This window comes from Enterococcus malodoratus, assembly GCF_027659535.1.
In the GTDB taxonomy this organism is placed as follows: domain Bacteria; phylum Bacillota; class Bacilli; order Lactobacillales; family Enterococcaceae; genus Enterococcus_A; species Enterococcus_A malodoratus.
Map to the genome: position 1 here is coordinate 204,920 of NZ_JAQDPG010000004.1, position 18,761 is coordinate 223,680.

15 protein-coding genes are annotated in these 18,761 nt (G+C 41.0%); 13 read left to right on the forward strand and 2 right to left on the reverse strand.

Features of this window, described 5'->3' with window-relative positions; all coding sequences use genetic code 11:
- The first annotated feature begins 63 nt into the window (after positions 1–63).
- Both PGP85_RS08610 and PGP85_RS08615 read left to right on the forward strand, forming a co-directional pair.
- Entirely contained in the window at positions 64–1,284 is a 1,221-nt protein-coding gene (locus PGP85_RS08610; protein WP_270327043.1) for a hypothetical protein, read from the forward strand.
- 368 nt (positions 1,285–1,652) lie between these two features.
- Positions 1,653–2,801: a cation:proton antiporter gene (locus PGP85_RS08615; RefSeq protein WP_270327045.1), complete on the forward strand. Its 1,149-nt coding sequence runs from the start codon at positions 1,653–1,655 to the stop codon at positions 2,799–2,801.
- A 53-nt stretch (positions 2,802–2,854) separates the two neighbouring features.
- On the opposite strand, the gene PGP85_RS08620 is transcribed toward PGP85_RS08615, so the two are convergent.
- Positions 2,855–3,205 (reverse strand): DUF488 domain-containing protein, encoded by a 351-nt coding sequence (locus PGP85_RS08620; RefSeq protein WP_010741429.1) that lies wholly within the window; start codon positions 3,203–3,205, stop codon positions 2,855–2,857.
- 325 nt (positions 3,206–3,530) lie between these two features.
- Here PGP85_RS08620 and PGP85_RS08625 point away from each other — a divergent pair, with 325 nt between their 5' ends.
- From PGP85_RS08625 to PGP85_RS08640, 4 genes are all read left to right on the forward strand, one after another.
- Positions 3,531–6,053 carry a YDG domain-containing protein gene (locus tag PGP85_RS08625; RefSeq protein ID WP_010741428.1) on the forward strand — a complete coding sequence of 841 codons (2,523 nt, stop codon included), beginning with the start codon at positions 3,531–3,533 and terminating at the stop codon, positions 6,051–6,053.
- 296 nt (positions 6,054–6,349) lie between these two features.
- Positions 6,350–6,715, forward strand: a complete 366-nt coding sequence (locus PGP85_RS08630) for a potassium channel family protein (RefSeq protein WP_010741427.1) — start codon at positions 6,350–6,352, stop codon at positions 6,713–6,715.
- A 444-nt stretch (positions 6,716–7,159) separates the two neighbouring features.
- The gene (locus PGP85_RS08635) at positions 7,160–7,648 is read left to right on the forward strand and encodes a hypothetical protein (protein WP_270327049.1); all 489 of its coding nucleotides are present in this window, start codon (positions 7,160–7,162) and stop codon (positions 7,646–7,648) included.
- 21 nt (positions 7,649–7,669) lie between these two features.
- Positions 7,670–8,233, forward strand: coding sequence for a hypothetical protein (locus PGP85_RS08640; protein ID WP_270327051.1), 564 nt, complete (start codon positions 7,670–7,672; stop codon positions 8,231–8,233).
- Between the two features lie 326 nt (positions 8,234–8,559).
- Here the strand turns inward: PGP85_RS08640 and PGP85_RS08645 are convergent, their stop codons facing one another.
- Positions 8,560–8,961, reverse strand: a complete 402-nt coding sequence (locus PGP85_RS08645; protein ID WP_010741425.1) for a hypothetical protein — start codon at positions 8,959–8,961, stop codon at positions 8,560–8,562.
- Between the two features lie 95 nt (positions 8,962–9,056).
- Here PGP85_RS08645 and PGP85_RS08650 point away from each other — a divergent pair, with 95 nt between their 5' ends.
- The 7 genes from PGP85_RS08650 to PGP85_RS08680 all read left to right on the forward strand — a co-directional run bounded on the left by PGP85_RS08650 (position 9,057) and on the right by PGP85_RS08680 (position 18,746).
- Positions 9,057–9,959, forward strand: a complete 903-nt coding sequence (locus PGP85_RS08650) for a helix-turn-helix transcriptional regulator (RefSeq protein WP_010741424.1) — start codon at positions 9,057–9,059, stop codon at positions 9,957–9,959.
- A gap of 632 nt (positions 9,960–10,591) precedes the next feature.
- A complete protein-coding gene (locus PGP85_RS08655) occupies positions 10,592–11,446 on the forward strand; it encodes a helix-turn-helix transcriptional regulator (RefSeq protein WP_010741423.1) in 855 nt (284 codons plus the stop codon).
- Between the two features lie 154 nt (positions 11,447–11,600).
- The gene (locus PGP85_RS08660; RefSeq protein WP_010741422.1) at positions 11,601–13,034 is read left to right on the forward strand and encodes a family 1 glycosylhydrolase; all 1,434 of its coding nucleotides are present in this window, start codon (positions 11,601–11,603) and stop codon (positions 13,032–13,034) included.
- A 19-nt stretch (positions 13,035–13,053) separates the two neighbouring features.
- Positions 13,054–14,496 carry a PTS transporter subunit EIIC gene (locus PGP85_RS08665; RefSeq protein WP_270327053.1) on the forward strand — a complete coding sequence of 481 codons (1,443 nt, stop codon included), beginning with the start codon at positions 13,054–13,056 and terminating at the stop codon, positions 14,494–14,496.
- A 59-nt stretch (positions 14,497–14,555) separates the two neighbouring features.
- Positions 14,556–16,691, forward strand: coding sequence for a glycoside hydrolase family 65 protein (locus PGP85_RS08670; protein WP_270327055.1), 2,136 nt, complete (start codon positions 14,556–14,558; stop codon positions 16,689–16,691).
- A 2-nt stretch (positions 16,692–16,693) separates the two neighbouring features.
- Positions 16,694–17,341, forward strand: coding sequence for a beta-phosphoglucomutase (gene pgmB, locus PGP85_RS08675; protein WP_270327058.1), 648 nt, complete (start codon positions 16,694–16,696; stop codon positions 17,339–17,341).
- 196 nt (positions 17,342–17,537) lie between these two features.
- Entirely contained in the window at positions 17,538–18,746 is a 1,209-nt protein-coding gene (locus tag PGP85_RS08680) for an ammonium transporter (protein ID WP_270327060.1), read from the forward strand.
- The last annotated feature ends 15 nt before the right edge of the window (positions 18,747–18,761 follow it).

Sequence of the window (18,761 nt, forward strand, 5' to 3'; positions counted from 1 at the left end):
TTTTGTTGTCAAGTTTTTTATAACATAAAAGAAAAGAGTGAATAGAATGACGAATCTGTTTTAATGCCAGATGATAGCGAACTTAGAAAATTTATAGTTCCTCAAGAGTTTGCTACTATAGTTGATGGAAACCCGTCAAAAAAAATTGTCTTATTAAACAGCAATGAGTCTGAATTAACATTAGGCGCTGATGAGGCACAGAATGTTCAAATTGCGACTGCCTATTTATCGTTGAAACAAATAACAGAGTCGTGTACTGCGATACAAAACCCCATCTTTAATCCAGTGACTCCTAAACCAAAATGGTATGAGGAGTTACAGGATGTATACAAAGGAGTGCAGACAGTATCAAATAAATGGAATACAGATTTAGCAGCAGAAATTACGAATTCAATACCCCGTTCTGTTTTAGCCTTTGTACCGCTATTTTCAAATGTTACTAGTGAAATCAATGAAATCCTAAAAAAATATGCTCCGTTTGAAGACATTAAGTCTGAGAAGGATAGGAAGAACATAGCGAGCGGTTTATCAATGCTAATCAAAAAAACAGATGATATTGTTAAAAATGTAACGTTGTGCGAGGGAAAGTTGAAGGCATGGATCAATGAGTTTTCGAAAGCCAACGGAAATCTAAAGAAAAAATCAGATATAATAATTACTGAGAAAGGAATTATTGATTCTGACAAGAAGACAGCTGATGATTTGAAAAAGAAATGTAGTGATGAGATAGAAAAATATAAAACATATGTTGGAACCGGACAAGTATTGGTCGGAGTTGGATCAGGTATAGTAATTGCTGGCTTGGGGCTGTTAGTAATTCCTGAACCTACATTTGTGACAAAACTTGCTGGAGGGATATTAGTAGGTGTGGGAGTCCTTTTAACTGCTGGCGGCGCAATATCTTGGGGAGTATATGAGGCGAAAGTTAAAGAAGCACGTAGAGAAATTGCAAAACAAGAGGACAAGATTCGCCAACTCGATGGTACATTAGCAGCGCTAACAGCTTTAAGTTTATCGGTAAGTGATGTACAAAAAAGTGCTGATAAAGCTATAGCCGAAACTATCACATTTTTAACTTCTTGGAATTTGTTCAATGGAGAATTAAAAAATCTTAAGGAGAGGCTAGAGGATTCTACTGATAAAATTAATTCATCTGAGATTCGCGCTAATATAAATACGGCTAAAGAGCATTGGAAGAATTCATATGAATTTTCTAAAGGTCTTTTAGGTCTAACTGTCAAACCTATAGAAGATCCTGTAGCCAAAACAGAAGGTCTTGCTTAAATAAACATATCAAATAGGAAAACGACCGTATCGTCTTAGGAATCGAGTTATTCGATTCCTTTTTTTCGTCCTGCACAGGTACAACTAGGTGATATAAGTCTACTGCACACTTGGCAGAAGAAAGTGAACAGAGAAGTAGAAGGGAAAGCTTGTCATTTAGGAACAGAAACTTGTTATATTTAAAAAAAATTTGAAAAAGGCTATCGGCGTTATCGCTTGAAAGTTCGAAGGTATTTTTAAGCTAGATATACACACCTGTTTTCTGAATTCGTAGAATCGGATTATTTTTCTTTCTATACTTTTTTCGCTATCCTTGATAAGTATGTACTAAACACTAGTAATGTTATTAATCTGAGGGGATGAAGAAAGTGGAATTTATTGGTGTTTTATGTTTGATCTTGATCAGCACCACGATTGCCAGTCATTTTTCACGACGATTTGGCATACCTGCGGTGATCGGGCAATTGCTTGTCGGAATTTTATTAGGAAGTGCCGGCCTAAAATTGGTTCATCCAGATATTTTAGTGGAGGATTTTTCTGAGATCGGTGTGATTTTACTAATGTTTTTAGCCGGAATTGAGAGTGATCTCTCGCTGCTGCGAAAATACTTCCGACCGGGAATGTATGTGGCGGTCTTAGGAATCGTGTTTCCTGTTTTATTAGGAACTTTAGGCGGAAATGTGTTTCATATCGCTTGGAACGAATCCTTTTTCTTAGGTTTGATTTTGGCGGCGACCTCCGTTTCGATCTCGGTCGAAGTGTTGAAAGAGCTGAATGTGATCAATACCAAGGAAGGTTCAACGATTCTCGGGGCTTCTGTGGTGGATGATATTTTAGTCGTATTGATTGTAAGTTTAAGTATGTCTTTCTTAGGCGCGAAAAGCGGTAATGACAATCCGCTTGGAATCATGCTGATCGAACAGGTTCTGTTCTTTGCGGCGATCTTTTTCTTGATTCGGTGGGGTGCGCCTTATTTGATGAGACTTAGTAAAAAATTGCTGGCGGAGTCTTCAGTGATCATTGGTTCGCTGATTCTATGTTTGAGTATGTCTTACTTGGCTGATTTTATCGGATTGAGTTCGGTAATTGGGGCCTTCTTTACAGGTGTCGCGATTGGTCAGACGAACGTTTGGAAAGATGTTCAGCACAATGTCGAAGCGATCGGATATGCGGTATTTATTCCCGTCTTTTTTGTCAGTATCGGCTTGGAAATATCCTTTAATGGGATTAGTAATCAATTGCTGCTGATTGTAATAGTGACGATTCTTGCGATTATCTCAAAACTTCTTGGCGGATTTATCGGCAGTAAGCTTGCGGGATTTAGTAATCACAGCAGTTTGATGGTGGGATCAGGGATGATCTCAAGAGGAGAAATGGCTTTGATCATCGTGCAGCTAGGCTATCAGGCCCAGCTCGTCACTAAGGAATATTACTCCGCCTTTATTCTCGTAATCTTGTTTACGACCCTATCATCACCGTTTTTATTGAAATATTTTACGAAGAAGATCTATTCTTAAAGTGAACGAAAAAAGCAGGAAAAACCAGCCATACTCGGCGGTTTTTCCTGCTTTTATTTGTTTAGCAGTTCGTACAATACTTGTGCGTTGTTTTGAATCTCATTTTTTGCGCCGTAGATCAAAGTCACTATTTCGTGTTCTTTGATAGTGGATTTTAGTTTAATCAAAGCCTCTTTTTGCGTACCTGATTGCAGTTCTTCACGATACTTAGTCGCGAAGACAGGATATTTTTCCGCTTCATGATTGAACCATTTTCTTAACTCGGAACTTGGAGCGATCTCCTTTAACCACAAATCAATGCTCTCGGTCTCTTTGGATTTTCCCCGCGGCCATAAGCGATCAACCAGTACACGAAAACCATCTGAATCACTCGCTGGAAGATAAGCTCTTTTTATTTGCAACATCTCGAACACTTCCTTTACGTCTTTATTTTAGCAGGCAAGAGAACAAAGTAGTAGCAAAGAAACTTATATAGCGGATGATCTAGTGATTTAGCTCCAAAATGATTTCTATTGAAGAATAGTCAAAAAACATTTTTTTCTGATCGGAATTATAGAAATATTACCAAAAACCCAATTTGATTAAAATAAGTAATAATTTTGGGTATAATAAGCTTATCTTAGTGAACGAAATTCGCTTCATACAAATTAAAATAAAGATAAGAGAAAATTAATTTCTTTATTAATAGGATTTTTATTTGAAAAAGAACGATTTAGAGGAGGAACTTCAATGAAAAAAAGGAAGTGGGCGGTCATTGGGACGTTAACGATTCTGCTGCATCATAGTTTCTTACCGGCGCAAACTATTTATGCGGGGACCCAAACGGAACCGACCGAAACCCAGATCAGTCAAAGTATAAACACGGTAAAGCAATCATCGAATTCGTTAACAGAAGCCGCAAAGTCTTCGGAAAACACGGAAATATCATCATCGAGTGAAACATCAGCCGTTGATCGGAATTCTACTTCCGCCTCATCAGATGAGGCGAGTATACAAGCAGAAAATGATCGGCAAACCGTTAATACAAGGGCAGTTCCAGAGGCTTCTCCTAAGAATGGGACGGGTGATTCGGCGGATAATCCAATAATTGTTTCTAATTATTTGAATGCAACAACATCAGGAAAATTCTATAAATTGGTTGCTGGCGGATCGATTGGAGATCATGTATCAAATGCAACGATCACAGAGATGACTGGCGGAACCATTGCGGAAGTGGTTGGCGGAACAGTCACTGCGATGAGTGGTGGCGAAATCCAGTCAGTCATTTTTAACAGTAAAATAGGTAGAGTAACTGGAGGTGTTATTAATAAATTTCAAGATAGCACGATTGATATTATAGAAAATGGCGGACAAATGGGAACCGTCAAAAATGGGATCATTAAAAATTTGAATGGCGGCAGTATCACGATTGTGACTTTCGGAACACTGATCACCGCGATGAACTCAGGCAGTCTAGGAACATTTGCTGGTGGGACGATTGAGTCAATGAACGGCGGCTCCATCGTAAATCTCACTGGCGGAAAAATCAGGAATTTAAATGGCGGACTCGTAGAAGCTATGATTTCTCCTAGTGAAATCGACTCAATGACCGGGGGTATCTTGGGTATTTTTAATAGCGGAACAATCAATACGATGTCCGGAGGATCAATTGTTTCGATGAATAGCGGCCTGGTAAAAGATTTATCGAATGGCTTCATTTACCAAAATGGCGGTATGATTCCCTCATCAGTGGGATCGGCGACAGTAATCAAAAATTCTCAGATAGAGGACCTATTGGCAGCTGCAGGTCAAACAGCGCCCGTGACTTACGATGGGAATCCGCAGACACCCTTTTCAGCTATTCCTGATGCCTGGAAGGACTATGTGGACTTCTATTATCAAAGAGGGGTCGAAGCAGCAAGTGTGCAACAACCGCGAAACGCTGGTGTATACAATCTTTCCGTGAAGTATCACTATCCTGAAACTACGGAATTCCCTGGTTATGAAGAAGACATCGCGAATGGCGAGACGTTTACGATTACCCCGAAACAGGTCAGCAAGATTAATTGGGAACCCGCCAGTAAAGAATATGATGGTACTGAGTTAACCTTTATCGGAAGACCGGCCAACTTGATTTCTGGCGATCAGGTGACAGTTAATCACAAATCTGCTGACAAGGATACAGGCAGCTACACAGAAGAAATTTTAGCGGCCGAGACTCGTTTATCGGGCGCTGATAGTGAGAATTATCAGGTCGTTCCTTCGTACACCCATGAAGCTGCAGGAACGATCACACCGCGATCGATCACGGTCAACGGCTTGCAGACAGCAAATAAAACGTACAACGGAAAGACAGATGCGGAGCTTCTGCAACCGACTAATCTGACATTCGATCGGCAGTTAAGTTCAGAACCGTTAGCGTTAGCTATCGATAAAGCTAAGGCGGCATTTACGGATAAAAAAGTTGGAACAAACAAGCCGGTGAGGGTCGAAGGAGCCGTTCTGGACTCAACTGCACCAAGCTTTAAAACCAAAAATTACAAGCTTACAATCGGTGCGGTTCAAGGGACTATCAACCAAAAGAAAGTTTCGATTACTGGTGTCAAAGCGATTAATCGTCCGGTCAACGACTCATTAGTTGTACAATTGGACGATACAAACGCTAAACTCACAGGTGTGATTGAGGCCGATAAAGCTGACGTCAGCTACGCACTTGGAGAAGGAGTTATAGCTGATAAGGCGATCGGTCAAAACAAAGCCGTTACGACTACTATCCAGCTCGCTGGAAAGGAAGCCGAGAACTACCAAATGGTGCAACCAACGGATATTACGGTGGATATTCTTAAACAGCAGCTCACGATTACGATCCATTATCCAGATGGGACAACAAAAATCGTCAGAATAAACGAGGGCGAACAATTAACGGAGCTAAAAGATCCTACACGCGAAGGCTATAAATTCGCCGGTTGGTTCCTTGATGAAAAGCTGACCGAACCCTTTGACAGCAAACAACCGATCATGCAATCCTTGAACCTGTATCCAAAATGGCAGGCAGTGATGGTACCGACTCAAGAAACGGGAACACCTACGAGTCCTGAAGCGATAAAACAAGTGAAGACCTATCCCAAATACGCAAAAACGTATCCAAAACAAGTCAAAGCGTACCCGAGAGCGGGAGAAGAATCCACTGTTTTACCAATCATTGCTGGCATGGGTATTGTTGGAATTGTTTTGATTTATTTGAAGAAACGCAAAAATAAAATCAATGGATAGAAATAGTTAGTAGGCAGTGATCAGTAATGATTGCTGCTTTTTTGATGCCATAAAACGGATAAAAGGTAAACTTTAAAAAAGAAAAAATAAAGTTTACTTTAATTTCAAATCGCGTTGGTTCAGTATTTATGGTGGTAAAGGGTAGCTTATAACTCAAGCAAGTCAATGAATGTGGTCATTAATAGTTGGTTGAGATATTCAGGTTATGTGCATTATCTGCTAAAATATTAATGAAGTGGTCAAAATAGGAAATAAGAAAGCCAAAACGCACGAGCATGATCAGAAAGGCGGTTCTCATGGTTGCATTCGCACTATTATTTAGAAGTTTATGGCATATTTTAAAAATTCTCTTTCGCCAAGAGGAGCAAAAGGCGATTATGCTGGCGGTCCTGTTCATCCTCATGATTGGGACGGTTTTCTACCATAATATTGAAGGGATGACGTATTTAGACGCGTTGTATTTTTCAGTCATGACTTTGGCGACTGTCGGTTATGGAGACTTGTCGCCCCATACCGCTTTAGGCAAACTTTTTTCAATCGTGTATGTGCTGGTAGGTGTTGGGATTATTACGGCATTGATCGCCAATTTTAACCGCGCGTTAGTCGAGTACCATCAAAGAAAAAAGCATAGTGACGAAAAAATGAAAGATTCAAGTATGTGATACGGTCTTCTGACAGGTTTATCGATTTTGCAAATTCAAATCAATAGAACAAGTAACTGTGCATACATAAAGCAGAAACTATCATCAATAGGATAGTTTCTGCTTTTTTGTATCACCAACTATTCAAAAAAATCGTCAGGTACAAACCAAAAATTGATAAAAAGGTTAAATGATTGGATAATTATTTCGTTACTCTTTTTGAACTTTTTATCTCCTTAACAACTATTTTTAGGTTGTTTGGCGTTGTTTTATTCAATTTTATGCGTATGTTATTTGAAACTGTATTTATTTCAGACTGTTTATACTAATGGGAGCTTTGAAGGAAGTCATACAGTAGTCAAATCGTTAATTTTTTTGAATAATTTAGGGTACGGGAAACAGTTATTTATCGGTTATCATAGAATTAAGTAAGCGCATGCACAAAACGAAAGGAAGCGATAAAGTATGGAAATCAAGCAACTCACAAGACGTCAATTATTCACAATGCGAAGAGAAAATTTGGAGAAAAAAGTGATCACTTATTATAATGAAACACGCGATATTGATTCCGTGATTGAATACGGAGTTGCGATTATGATTCGTCACGCACTTGTTCTTGGGGATTTCAGGTTCTTATTTCAGGACGTGGTTCGTGAAATTTTCCTTTACGCGGAGCCGAGTGAAACAATGAGGCGCTTTTGCCCATACTATAAAAATTATTTTGAAGCTTCAGAATGGAACGTAGTCACCAAGCGCCTATTTACTAGTGAAAAGAAATATCTGAAAGCGACGAAAAAGGCTCGTTTATTTGAAAGCCATTTGAGAAATAGGGGCAACTTGGTAGTCAAAGAGAAGTACGAAAGCCATTCGCTTGTGTCGATTTTTGAGGATACCAATGGGAAAAGACATACGTGGCGATTAAGGGATGCCGACCCAAGCAACACGATCGAGTAAACGAAACGGATTCTAGAAATCTTGACAACTTTAACGATTTTCCATAAGAACAACGTGCGCCAATTTGCTAAATTCGTTAATTATGACTGTTCAGGATCATCGCTTATTTCCAGTTCGCGCCAACTAAAAAAACAATCACAGGAGGAGTCTGCCCAAAATACCGCGTCAGAATTAACAGCTACCACAGATTCTTCAGTGGATCAGGACACTTTCCTAGAAGGCTTCGACCTGTCTGTGCTGAGTAAAAGAGAGCTGATTGTAATTATCAAAGAGATTGTTAAAGAAGCCGCGGCAGAAGAGGCTGAATTGGGAGAAGAAATTCTCAAACCGAGCGAAGAATTTATGAGCAATGACTGGTCTGCTGGTCGTGAAACCAGCCTAGCTTCTAGGATTGTTCCAGAGAAAAAGTCCGATACTCCTGTTGAATCAGTGCAAAATAAGCCAGCAGACTTAGTAGCAGTAGGGGCTGCAGCCAGTGCTAGCGAGGCAATACCACCTGAAAAAAGCAAGGGACAAAACATTAAAAAAAGACCAAGTAAAAGAGAAAGAAAACTTTTGGAGGATTACAAGCAGAGGCGGAAATAAAGGCTAGTTTTAAAAGGAGTTTCGATTATTGAATAAAGGTTGAAAGGTCAGATTGAGCGCTTGGAAAAATTTGGGACTGAGAAAATCGGTACCTTTATTTAACTATGTTCATTTTTTCAAGAAGGGCTTGACCGCGGATGTTTTTACGATCGCAGCAATGAGTGAATGACCTTTAGACTTCGGATTTAGGCAAGATTTTTGTTAAAAATGAAGTGATCAAGGCCTAAAAATTAGCATCACAAAAAAAGACAACGACCGGAGTAGGCTGGCTGTCTTCTTTGTTGTGTCTATTTTTGCGGATCATGACTCTGGTGTTCATTAGCCGATTATTGGACGGCTATCAAAATAGCGATTTCTCCAGAAGGATTATATCGCTCAAAGTCAAAATCATATACGCGATCGATGACTTGAGCATCCTCATCAGCCCATACTTGCTTCCAAGCATTTAAGACGCCCAGACTATCCGAACGATCAACGCTATATTCTTTCCATTGATACTTAGACGTATCGAACGCATCATCAGAGTCGCTTTCTTTTGCTATCGAAACAGAATAATCCCCTTTGTAATCACTCTCGTAATCATGGTATATCGCTGCGACTGTTTGCTTTTTTTCATTAGCCTGCTGAATAAACGCCGCATTTTCTTTCCATAGGTTCATTAATTTTGTTTGAATATCAGGATCAGTAAAATTATTTGTTCTAATTGTATTAGAAATTGAAAACTTCATTTCAAAACCTCCTAACTAGTATGTTTCAATAATACTATGCAAACTATGACATCCTGTGTCATAGTTTATAAAAAAAGTTTGTAAGGAGCAAAATAGTGAATAATGGACGTTTATTTGGAATTATTTATCACCTTTTGAACACGAAGAAAACTACTTCTACTGAATTATCCAATCTATTTGAAGTTTCTACTAGAACGATTTATAGAGATCTAGACGTACTTAGCGCTCTCGGAATTCCCATTTGCACAGAACCAGGCAGAAATGGCGGTATTTATTTACTGGATAATTTTATACTGGATAAAGTATTGCTTTCAAAGAAGGAGCAAGAGCATCTATTACTAGCTCTTAAAGGAATCGAAAGTGTAACTCCAGAGATCAGTGAACAATCTTATTCAAAATTGCAGTCAGTATTCAACCTCTCATTTGATAATTGGCTAGAAGTTGATTTTTCGCCGTGGTATCAGGAAAGAGACAATCTTCAATTCGAGCTGCTGAAATCAGGGATTTTAGCTAAGAAGCAAGTTGAATTTGATTATATAAGTTCCAAAAGTCAATCCGAAAAAAGGGTATGCAACCCGGTGAAATTAGTGTTTAAATCACAAACATGGTATTTGCAGGCGTTTTGCTTAAATAGAAACGAATTTAGATTTTTCAAAATCAGTCGGATGAGTTCACTCAGAATGACCGATGAGACGTTTGCATCAATGACGGTTCCGAAAGTATCTAAACCCGTAATGGAGGGGGAGCTGTTATCTCTAAAGCTGTCTTTTTCGAAAGAAATTTTATACCGGGTATTTGATGAATTTAAGCATGATGAAATAGCCATTCAACCGGACGGAACGGCCATCGTATCGACACAAATGCCTGATCAAAAATGGCTGATTAGACACTTATTGTCATATGGAAAACACATGAAGATTTTGAGTCCCGATAGTCTTAAGTGCAGGATGAAGCAAGAAATAGCTGAAGTTTTATCAAATTATGCGGCTGATGATTAACTGAAGTATCGCATCTATCATCAATAACTTGCTCAAAAAAGCTTTAACAGTACAGCAAGCTTCAATATGTTCGCAGGTCGATAAAACCAACTATGGGAAAAAGTCGTTGGTCATTTGAAATTTCCCTCACCATTTTTAAAAGTCATCTGTTTTTTTATTGTATGCACTTGCTTAAAGCCATCTCTAGGATTTTTGGAATAGGGTGGAGAGCACAAAAAAGCAGAATCAAGGCTTTGTAATTCAAAATGTTTAAATGGTTTATATTCATTAAAAAGATCGGGTATTTGCAGTCAAAGCCGCGTGGTATACTGGTCTTGTGATGCAGACTATGCCATGACTGTATCTATCGAGTTCCTGTTTGCAGGAATGAATTCGCTGTCGCTCCGTTTGGGGCGACGAAAAATAATTAATCTGCTCTCTATCATCTGGTCGTTCGGAGTTTATTTGAACGACTGGATGTTTTTTTTAGCAGCGAGAGATTACAAATGGAATAAAAAATATTTTTCCCTCCTTTTAAAACGGTCTGCCGACTGGTATGAAGGAGTGTTTTTTTATTTGCCTATCAGGCTTAAACTATTGGAGCGTTTACTTTTGATCGGTTTTCCGTCAAAATGAAGCGAGAGGTGAACGTGATGGCGATTTATTTGGAAATGCCTGAATTAGATAAAGATTTTCCTTTTCGGATTTTGGTGAATGACGGTGATATTTTGACGACGCCTCATTGGCATCGCGAAGTCGAATTGATCTACGTGACCAAGGGAACGATCTCATTGGGAATCGATGACGTGCCCTATAAGTTAAGTGAAGGGGAGATCGCTTTTATCGGCGGTGGATTGATTCATTATGTCTTGGCCTCGCCAGGCAGTGAACGATTTGTTTATCAATTTGATCTATCCTATTTTACCGCGGTGAATAAAGAGAATCTTGATTTGCAAAAGCTGTTTGCGGAAGTTCTGCCGATCAGTCCTCAGTGGGAACGTGAAGACGAAGCCACTGTTCGGCGATTACTTGAGGCCATGAATTTGGAATCCGAAAAACAGGAAACAGGCTACCAATTCGCCTTAAGAGCCGAGCTTTTTCAGCTGATTACTTTACTATTACGCAACGTTCCAAAACAGGCGAAGCAATCAAAAAAGATCAAAAAGCTGGCGACTCAGGATGTGTTGGAAAAGCTGGACGTGATTTTCAGCTATGTCGAGGCCCATTATCAGGAAGAACTGACGCTGCAGAATATTGCAGAGGTTTCGGGCTATAGTTCGTTTTATTTTACTAAATTTTTTAAGAAGAACACGGGGAAAACCTTTCTAACCTTTTTGAATGAGTATCGGATTGATAAGGCGAAATGGCTGTTGATCAATAGCGATCTGCCAGTATCAGAGATCATTACGCAAACCGGTTTTGAAAGTGATAAAACCTTCTATCGTCTATTTAAGAGTTCCATGGCGATGGCACCGTTGGAATATCGCAATGCGATGAAAATAGAATAAGTAGGAGAAAGGCAATTACTGATTCGGTAATTGCCTTTCGACAATATTTGAGAATAATACAACAAAAATGGGGGAATGAAAAAAAGATTTCCTCGCTATAATAAAAGTATCAACACGAATGAAAACGGATACGATTTAAGAGGGAGAAAAATAGATGACTAAAGAAAGACAGTTTTTATGGGGCGGGGCGGTCTCTGCCGCGCAGTGTGAAGGAAATTATCTCGCGGATGGGCGCCAGCCGTCAAATTTTGACTATTTACCATTGGATGATCGCCGGCTGAAGGCAGTATATAAGAATCAAGCCGCTTCTATTTTAGAATCAACCGGGGATGAAATTTATCCTGGCCGAAACGGCAATGATTTTTATCATCATTATCAAGCGGATATTGCCTTATTAAAGGAATTAGGCGTGAATAGTTTTCGCTTTTCGATCTCGTGGTCGCGGATATTTCCGACTGGCGAAGAAGCAGAGCCGAATGAAGCAGGAATTCAATTTTATGAAAAACTTTTAACGGAGTTAGAAAAGCATCAAATAGAACCGATTGTGACGCTGTCGCATTTTGAGATTCCGATCCAGCTGGTGAAAAAGTACAACGGGTGGGAAAATCGCAGGGTTGTTGATCTATTCGGTCATTATGCGGAAACCGTGATGCGACGTTTTAAAGGGCGGATCAAGTATTGGATTCCCTTTAATGAGATGAACATGGTCTTGCACATTCCTTTTATTGGCGGCGGCATTTTGTTTGAAGAAGGGAAAGATAATTTATCGATCCAATATCAAGCAGGTCATCATCAATTAGTAGCGAATGCCTTAGCTATCAAGGCTGGAAAGCAAATCGATCCAGAAAATCAATTTGGTGCGATGCTGGCAGCGGGGAAAACGTATGCTTATACCTGTGATCCGAAAGATGTCTTTGCGGCATTGCAGCAGGAAAAGGAAAACTTGCTCTTTTCCGATGTTCAAGTGTTCGGCGACTATCCGAAATTCTTTGCTCACTTTGCAGCCGAAAAAGGATTGAAATTAGTGATTCAGCCGGAAGATCGAGCGATTTTAAAAGATAATACAGTCGACTTTGTTTCCTTTAGTTATTATTCTAGTGCCTGTACCGCGGCTGAAGAAAATGGGATCGATCGTGTAGCTACGAATGGCTATACGACTCTGCGAAATCCTTATTTGCCAAAAGGCAAGAGCGTGTGGCAGGATGATCCGTTAGGTTTAAGAATCACGTTGAATCAATTGCAGGATCGCTACCACAAACCATTATTCATTGTAGAAAATGGGATCGGAACGCAGGATGTATTCACTGAAGGACAGGTGCATGACGATTATCGCATCCATTATCTTCACGGACATGTTAAAAACATGCTGCTGGCTGTGGAAGAGGACGGGATTGATTTAATGGGGTATCTCATGTGGGGCATTATCGATTTGCCGAGTGTCAGCGAAGGAAAAATAAGTAAGCGCTACGGTGTGATCTACGTGGATCAAGACGATGAAAACAATGGATCGCATCAGCGATATAAAAAGGATAGTTTTGCATTTTATCAAAAGGTTATTTCGTCAAATGGTGCCGTCGTATTTGAATAGATGAAAGGAGTATCAAACAATGAGAAAGTATCAGCAATTATCGAAAGAAATTATTCAAGGTCTTGGGGGAATGGACAACGTAAATTCAGCCGTCCATTGTGCGACTCGTTTAAGGTTTGATTTGAAAGATCCAGCAGCGGCAAAGCTGGATCAGTTGAAAGAAATCGATGGGGTAGTAGGGGTGAATCCGACACCGACGCAGCTGCAGGTAATTATTGGCAGCCATGTTGGGGAGGTCTTTGAAGAAGTTATTCATCAAGGCGTAACCAATGGGGATGCAGAAGTAAAAAAATTGTCTTCTGATGGAACCAGCGCAACACCAAACAGACCAGCGAAGGAAACCAGCATTTTCAATAAAGTCGTGGATACGATCACTGGCTGTATGACGCCAATGATTCCAGCCTTGACCGCTGCTGGGATGATCAAGGTGATTTTATCGCTGTCGACTACATTCAATTGGATGTCGACCGACTCAAGTACTTATCGCGTATTGGATTTTATCGGCGATGGCGCATTTTACTTTATGCCGATCTTGTTAGCTGTTTTTGCGGCGAACAAATTTAAAGTCAACACATCGATCGCTATTATTGTCGTTGGAGTTTTTCTGCACCCGAATTTCAGTCAATGGGTCGCTTCAGGAGACCCGATCTCTTTTCTAGGAATGCCGATTCAGGGCGTGATCTATGCAGCCTCCGTTATCCCGGCTTTGTTAACGATTTGGGTGATGTCATATATTGAGCGGGGCGTTGATAGAATCACGCCGCAATCCTTAAAAATCCTTTTGAATCCTACGTTGACTTTATTGATCACGGCACCGTTAGCATTGATCGTGATTGGTCCTTTAGGAAATTATGCCGGTCAAGGCTTGGCTTGGGTAATCAACTTGATGCAAGGACAATTAGGCTTTATTATGGTGGCTTTACTAGCCGCAGCGATGCCATTTATCGTAATGACTGGGATGCACCATGCCTTGACACCGATTTTTGTTGCATCCTTTGCGGCAACTGGGACAGAATCACTGATTTTAGTTGCCCAAATCTGTGCGAATTTAGCACAAGGCGGTGCGACGTTAGCGGTAGCGTTTAAATCGAAAGAGAAAAACGTGAAATCTATCACGGCCGCAGCGGGAATCTCCGCAATCATGGGAATCACCGAACCTGCTTTATACGGGATCACGATGAAATACAAAAAACCATTAGTCGCGGCTTGTATTAGTGCCGGAATATCTGGCTGCTTTGCCGGCTTGATGCACGTTACGTTATATGTACCGCAAAACAGTTTGATGGCAATCTTAGGTTTTTCAGGAGACAAGGGCACCAGCAACGTGATCGCTGGGTTAATCATGATGCTAATGTCTGTCGTTCTATCCTTTGTATTGACACTTGTTCTGCAAAAGGATGAAAAAAACGAAGTCGCAGCACCAACTGAAAAAGCGGCTGAAGGTTTAGCTGTTCATTCATAAAAAAATCAAAGTAGGATAGAAGCGGAGTCTTCTATTCTACTTTTTTAAAGGAGTATCTGATGAAAATCCATTTAAATGATTACGAAACCGAAACACTGGAAAAAGCCGAGAGCCTGTTCTTTAACGGGAACGGCTTTATCGGGTTGCGGGGAAATTTAGAAGAAGCCTATTACGATCATTTTTCTACCAATCGAGAAACCTATATCAATGGTTTTTACGAAACTAAAGACCTTCACTACCCTGAAAAAATGTATGGTTTTACTCCAACAGGCGAGACGATGATCAGCGTGATCGATGGGCAAACCACCTTGATCACGATTGGTGGTGAACAGTTTTCGATCACCACGGGAGAAATCAGCGACAGTGAGCGCTATTTGGATATGGAAAAAGGGATTACGGTGCGTCGTTTAGTCTGGACTTCTCCGCAGGGACGCCAAACAAAAATTACGATTTCACGTTTGGCCTCATTCCACTCTAAAAATCTTTTTTCTATGAAAATTGATTTCGAACGCTTGAATCATGACGAAACGATTGAATTAACGACTCACCTGAATTTTTATCCGGTGCGTACGATCGATAAAAATGATCCGCGAATGAGCCACGATCTGCAAAAGATTACGATTCAGGCGATTGATCTGGCGAATCAACGCTGCAGATTTGGTACAAATGCTTCACATTTGGAAGCGGAGTTGGCCTGGTCGATCGACAACCAAACAATGAGTCAAACGATTGAAGAAGAACGAATCGTGATCCACACCAAATTAGAAGGAACGAGCTATCAGAAAAACCTAAGCTACGCGTTTCAGCAACAAGGACACGCTGGGATCGAAAGTAGTTTTGCGGAATTGGTTCAGCAGCAAACTGATTATTTAACTGAATTTTGGCAAAGTGCCCAAGTGAAAATAAAAAGCACGGAAATGCTGGAAGAAAGTGTCAATTATAGTACGTTTGCGCTGCTGCAATCGCTTGGAACCAACGGGACGACCAGTATTGCCGCTAAGGGATTGAGTGGCAGCGGATATGAGGGGCACTATTTTTGGGATGCCGAGATGTACGTGTTCCCCGTTTTCTTGCATTTGAATCCGAATTTGGCGAAGCAGCTGTTGATGTATCGCTACAGTATTTTGGGCAAGGCGCGGGAAAACCGCCAGCTTTTCGGCTATCAAACCGGCGCACTTTATCCGTGGCGCACGATTTCTGGGACAGAGTCCTCGCCATTTTTTGAAGGCGGTTCGGCGCAGCATCACATCAATGCGGATATTGCTTATGCGTTTATTCAATATTATCGCTATACGGGTGATCTCGATTTTATAGCGGAATGCGGATTTGAGGTATTGTTAGAGACCGCGCGCGTATTCAGTGAGATCGGCTACATGAAAAATGGGATCTTCCATATCGACAAAATCACTGGACCGGATGAGTATACCGTTCTCGTGAATGACAACTACTACACCAATCAACTAGTGGCTTATCAATTTGAATGGATCAATCGCTTAGCACAAGAGCTCAAAAGCACTCGTTCAGAAACGTGGACCGCCTTAACGGAAAAACTTCAGCTGCAAGAGGAAGAGCTGCAGGATTTGGCCAAGTTTGCGTCCGCGATGGCACTTCCATTTGACCAAGAACGGGGAATCATTGCGCAAGACCGCGATTTCTTGAATAAGGGACCGTGGCCGTATTCGAAGGAAGAAACCAAGTATCCGTTATTATTGAATTACCATCCGTTGACGATTTATCGTTATCAAATTTCTAAACAGGCGGATGCCGTTTTGGCGTTAATGCTGTTTCCCGATTCTTTCGCGAAAGCTACGATCGAAAAAAGTATCAATTATTATGATGAGGTGACGACGCATGATTCTTCGCTATCCTACTCGACCTTTTCAACGGTCTATAGTCGTTTAGGGCAGGTCGAAAAAGGCTACGAACACTTTACTAAAAACGCGCGAACTGACTTGGACAATAGCCATAAAAATACCAAAGACGGCATTCATACGGCATCGATGGGCGGAACCTTTATGACGATCGTTTATGGTTTCTGCAATCTTCAAGTGGTCGATAATCAATTGACGATTGATCCACATCTGCCGAAAGAGATCGAAGAAATTGAGTTTTATACCTATTTCAAAAACCAAAAATATCGTATTTATGCTAGCCACAAAGAGTATCGAATCGAAAAGCAAGGGGAAGAGAACTAGTTATGAAGGGATTTGTTTTTGACTTAGATGGCGTCCTTGCCGATACCGCGAAGTATCATTATATTGCTTGGAAAAGGTTAGCTGATGAGATCGGTATTCAGATTGATGAAGCGTTCAATGAACAGTTGAAGGGCATCAGCCGCCAAGAATCATTGGAGCGGATCTTGGAATACGGGAACAAAGCGGCGTTTTTTTCAAAACATGAAACGGCTGCGATGGCGGAAAAGAAGAATCAGCAGTATGTTGAATTATTAGACGAGCTATCACCTGAAGACGCGTTGCCGGGAGTCAGAGAGTTTTTGGCAAGTGCCCAGCAATACAATATTCCTTGCACCGTGGCCTCAGCGTCAAAGAGCGCGCCTTTTATCCTTGATAAATTAGGCATTCGAGAGTATTTCGCAGGAATTGTCGATCCAGCAGACTTGACTAAAGGCAAACCAGATCCGGAAATTTTCATCAAAGCCGCCCAATTAATGAAGCTTAAGCCGAATGAAGCGATCGGCTTTGAAGATGCACAAGCCGGCATCGATGGCATCAAAGGCTGCGGAATGTATGCGATCGGCCTAGGGACCTCGGAACAATTAATCGGTGCCGATCGAGTGATCCGAGATTTATCTGAAGTGACAGTTGAAGAATTGATTTGTTTATAAATGAATGGAGACTGACAGGAAACTGTCGGTCTTTTTTTGATTTAATCATAAAACCATCGGATGATAGGGAATGAGTAAATCAAAATAAATAACTTCTCTATTATTTATTTTTTTGGCGCCGAAAAATAAAAAAATCAACAAATATTCAACAGAACTTTTTTCTATACTCGTTTATGTAGAAAAGAGGTGATAAGAAATGACCCATTTACCTATTGATACAGGTGATACGGCATTTATGATCTTATGCACGGCAATGGTTTGTTTAATGACTCCGGGATTGGCCTTCTTTTATGGCGGGCTTGCTCGGAAAAACAATATTTTGACCATCATGGGGCAATCTTTCTTGTCTGTTGGGATCACAACGATCATGTGGATATTCGGCGGTTTTGGTTTAGCCTTCGGGCATGACATTGGAGGCATCATTGGCAATCCGGCCGATTTCTTTTTAATGAGACATGTGACAAGTTTTCCCAATCTGTTTCATGGAGCGACGATCCCATTTTTAATGTTCTTTTTATATCAATTGATGTTTGTGGTGATTACGGTTCCTTTGATGACTGGGGCTTTTGCGGGCAGATTAAACTTAAAGGGCTACGTGCTGCTTGTGATTCTGTGGAATCTACTGATCTACTTCCCCGTTTGTCATTGGATCTGGGGCGGCGGTTTCTTGGAGCAGCTGGGATTCAGAGATTTTGCGGGCGGCGCAGTAATTCATACAACGGCGGGCTTTGGTTCGTTGGCCTGCATTCTGACTCTTGGACAAAGGACGATTCCGTTAGCTGAAAGAGAGAAGCATAGCAATTTAATGGCGGCGGCTATCGGAACAGGTCTGCTGTGGTTCGGCTGGTTCGGGTTTAATTCTGGCGGTGCGCTGCGGGCGGATTATCAAGCAGTCAATACATTTGGTTCGACCTTCACGGCACTTGCGTTTGCGATGATCACTTGGTTGATCGTTGCCAAAGTTAAGGGCAAGGGCTTTGATTTTGTAGATGTGCTGACCGGTTCAGTTGCCGGATTGGCGACGATTACACCTTGCGCGGGCTATGTTGAGCCTAAGTTCGCGATAGTGATTGGAATCATCGCAGGGATTGTTTGCCATGCGGCGGTTGACTATCGGAAGAAAAAGCAATGGGACGATGCGCTGGATGTCTGGGGCGTCCATGGAATGGGCGGCTTTACGGGGACCATTCTGATTGGAATCTTTGCTGCCAACAGCCATTTATTGACAGAATCGAAGAGCTGGTTTTTATTAGGTGTTCAAATTCTGGGCGTGATAATCGTAGCGATCTATGCTTATGTACTGACCACTTTGATTTTAAAAGGGATCATGCATTTTACCCAAATAACGACGACAAAAGAGGAACAGGAAAAAGGCCTCGATTATACCTTTTTCACAAAAAAATAAATAGAAAAGAGGAAG

Coding starts and splice junctions, on each gene's coding strand:
- PGP85_RS08610 (WP_270327043.1), top strand. CDS start 64: ATGCCAGATGATAGCGAACTTAGAAAATTTATAGTTCCTCAAGAGTTT.
- PGP85_RS08620 (WP_010741429.1), bottom strand. CDS start 3,205: ATGTTGCAAATAAAAAGAGCTTATCTTCCAGCGAGTGATTCAGATGGT.
- PGP85_RS08625 (WP_010741428.1), top strand. CDS start 3,531: ATGAAAAAAAGGAAGTGGGCGGTCATTGGGACGTTAACGATTCTGCTG.
- PGP85_RS08630 (WP_010741427.1), top strand. CDS start 6,350: ATGGTTGCATTCGCACTATTATTTAGAAGTTTATGGCATATTTTAAAA.
- PGP85_RS08635 (WP_270327049.1), top strand. CDS start 7,160: ATGGAAATCAAGCAACTCACAAGACGTCAATTATTCACAATGCGAAGA.
- PGP85_RS08645 (WP_010741425.1), bottom strand. CDS start 8,961: ATGAAGTTTTCAATTTCTAATACAATTAGAACAAATAATTTTACTGAT.
- PGP85_RS08655 (WP_010741423.1), top strand. CDS start 10,592: ATGGCGATTTATTTGGAAATGCCTGAATTAGATAAAGATTTTCCTTTT.
- PGP85_RS08660 (WP_010741422.1), top strand. CDS start 11,601: ATGACTAAAGAAAGACAGTTTTTATGGGGCGGGGCGGTCTCTGCCGCG.
- PGP85_RS08665 (WP_270327053.1), top strand. CDS start 13,054: ATGAGAAAGTATCAGCAATTATCGAAAGAAATTATTCAAGGTCTTGGG.
- PGP85_RS08670 (WP_270327055.1), top strand. CDS start 14,556: ATGAAAATCCATTTAAATGATTACGAAACCGAAACACTGGAAAAAGCC.
- pgmB (WP_270327058.1), top strand. CDS start 16,694: ATGAAGGGATTTGTTTTTGACTTAGATGGCGTCCTTGCCGATACCGCG.
- PGP85_RS08680 (WP_270327060.1), top strand. CDS start 17,538: ATGACCCATTTACCTATTGATACAGGTGATACGGCATTTATGATCTTA.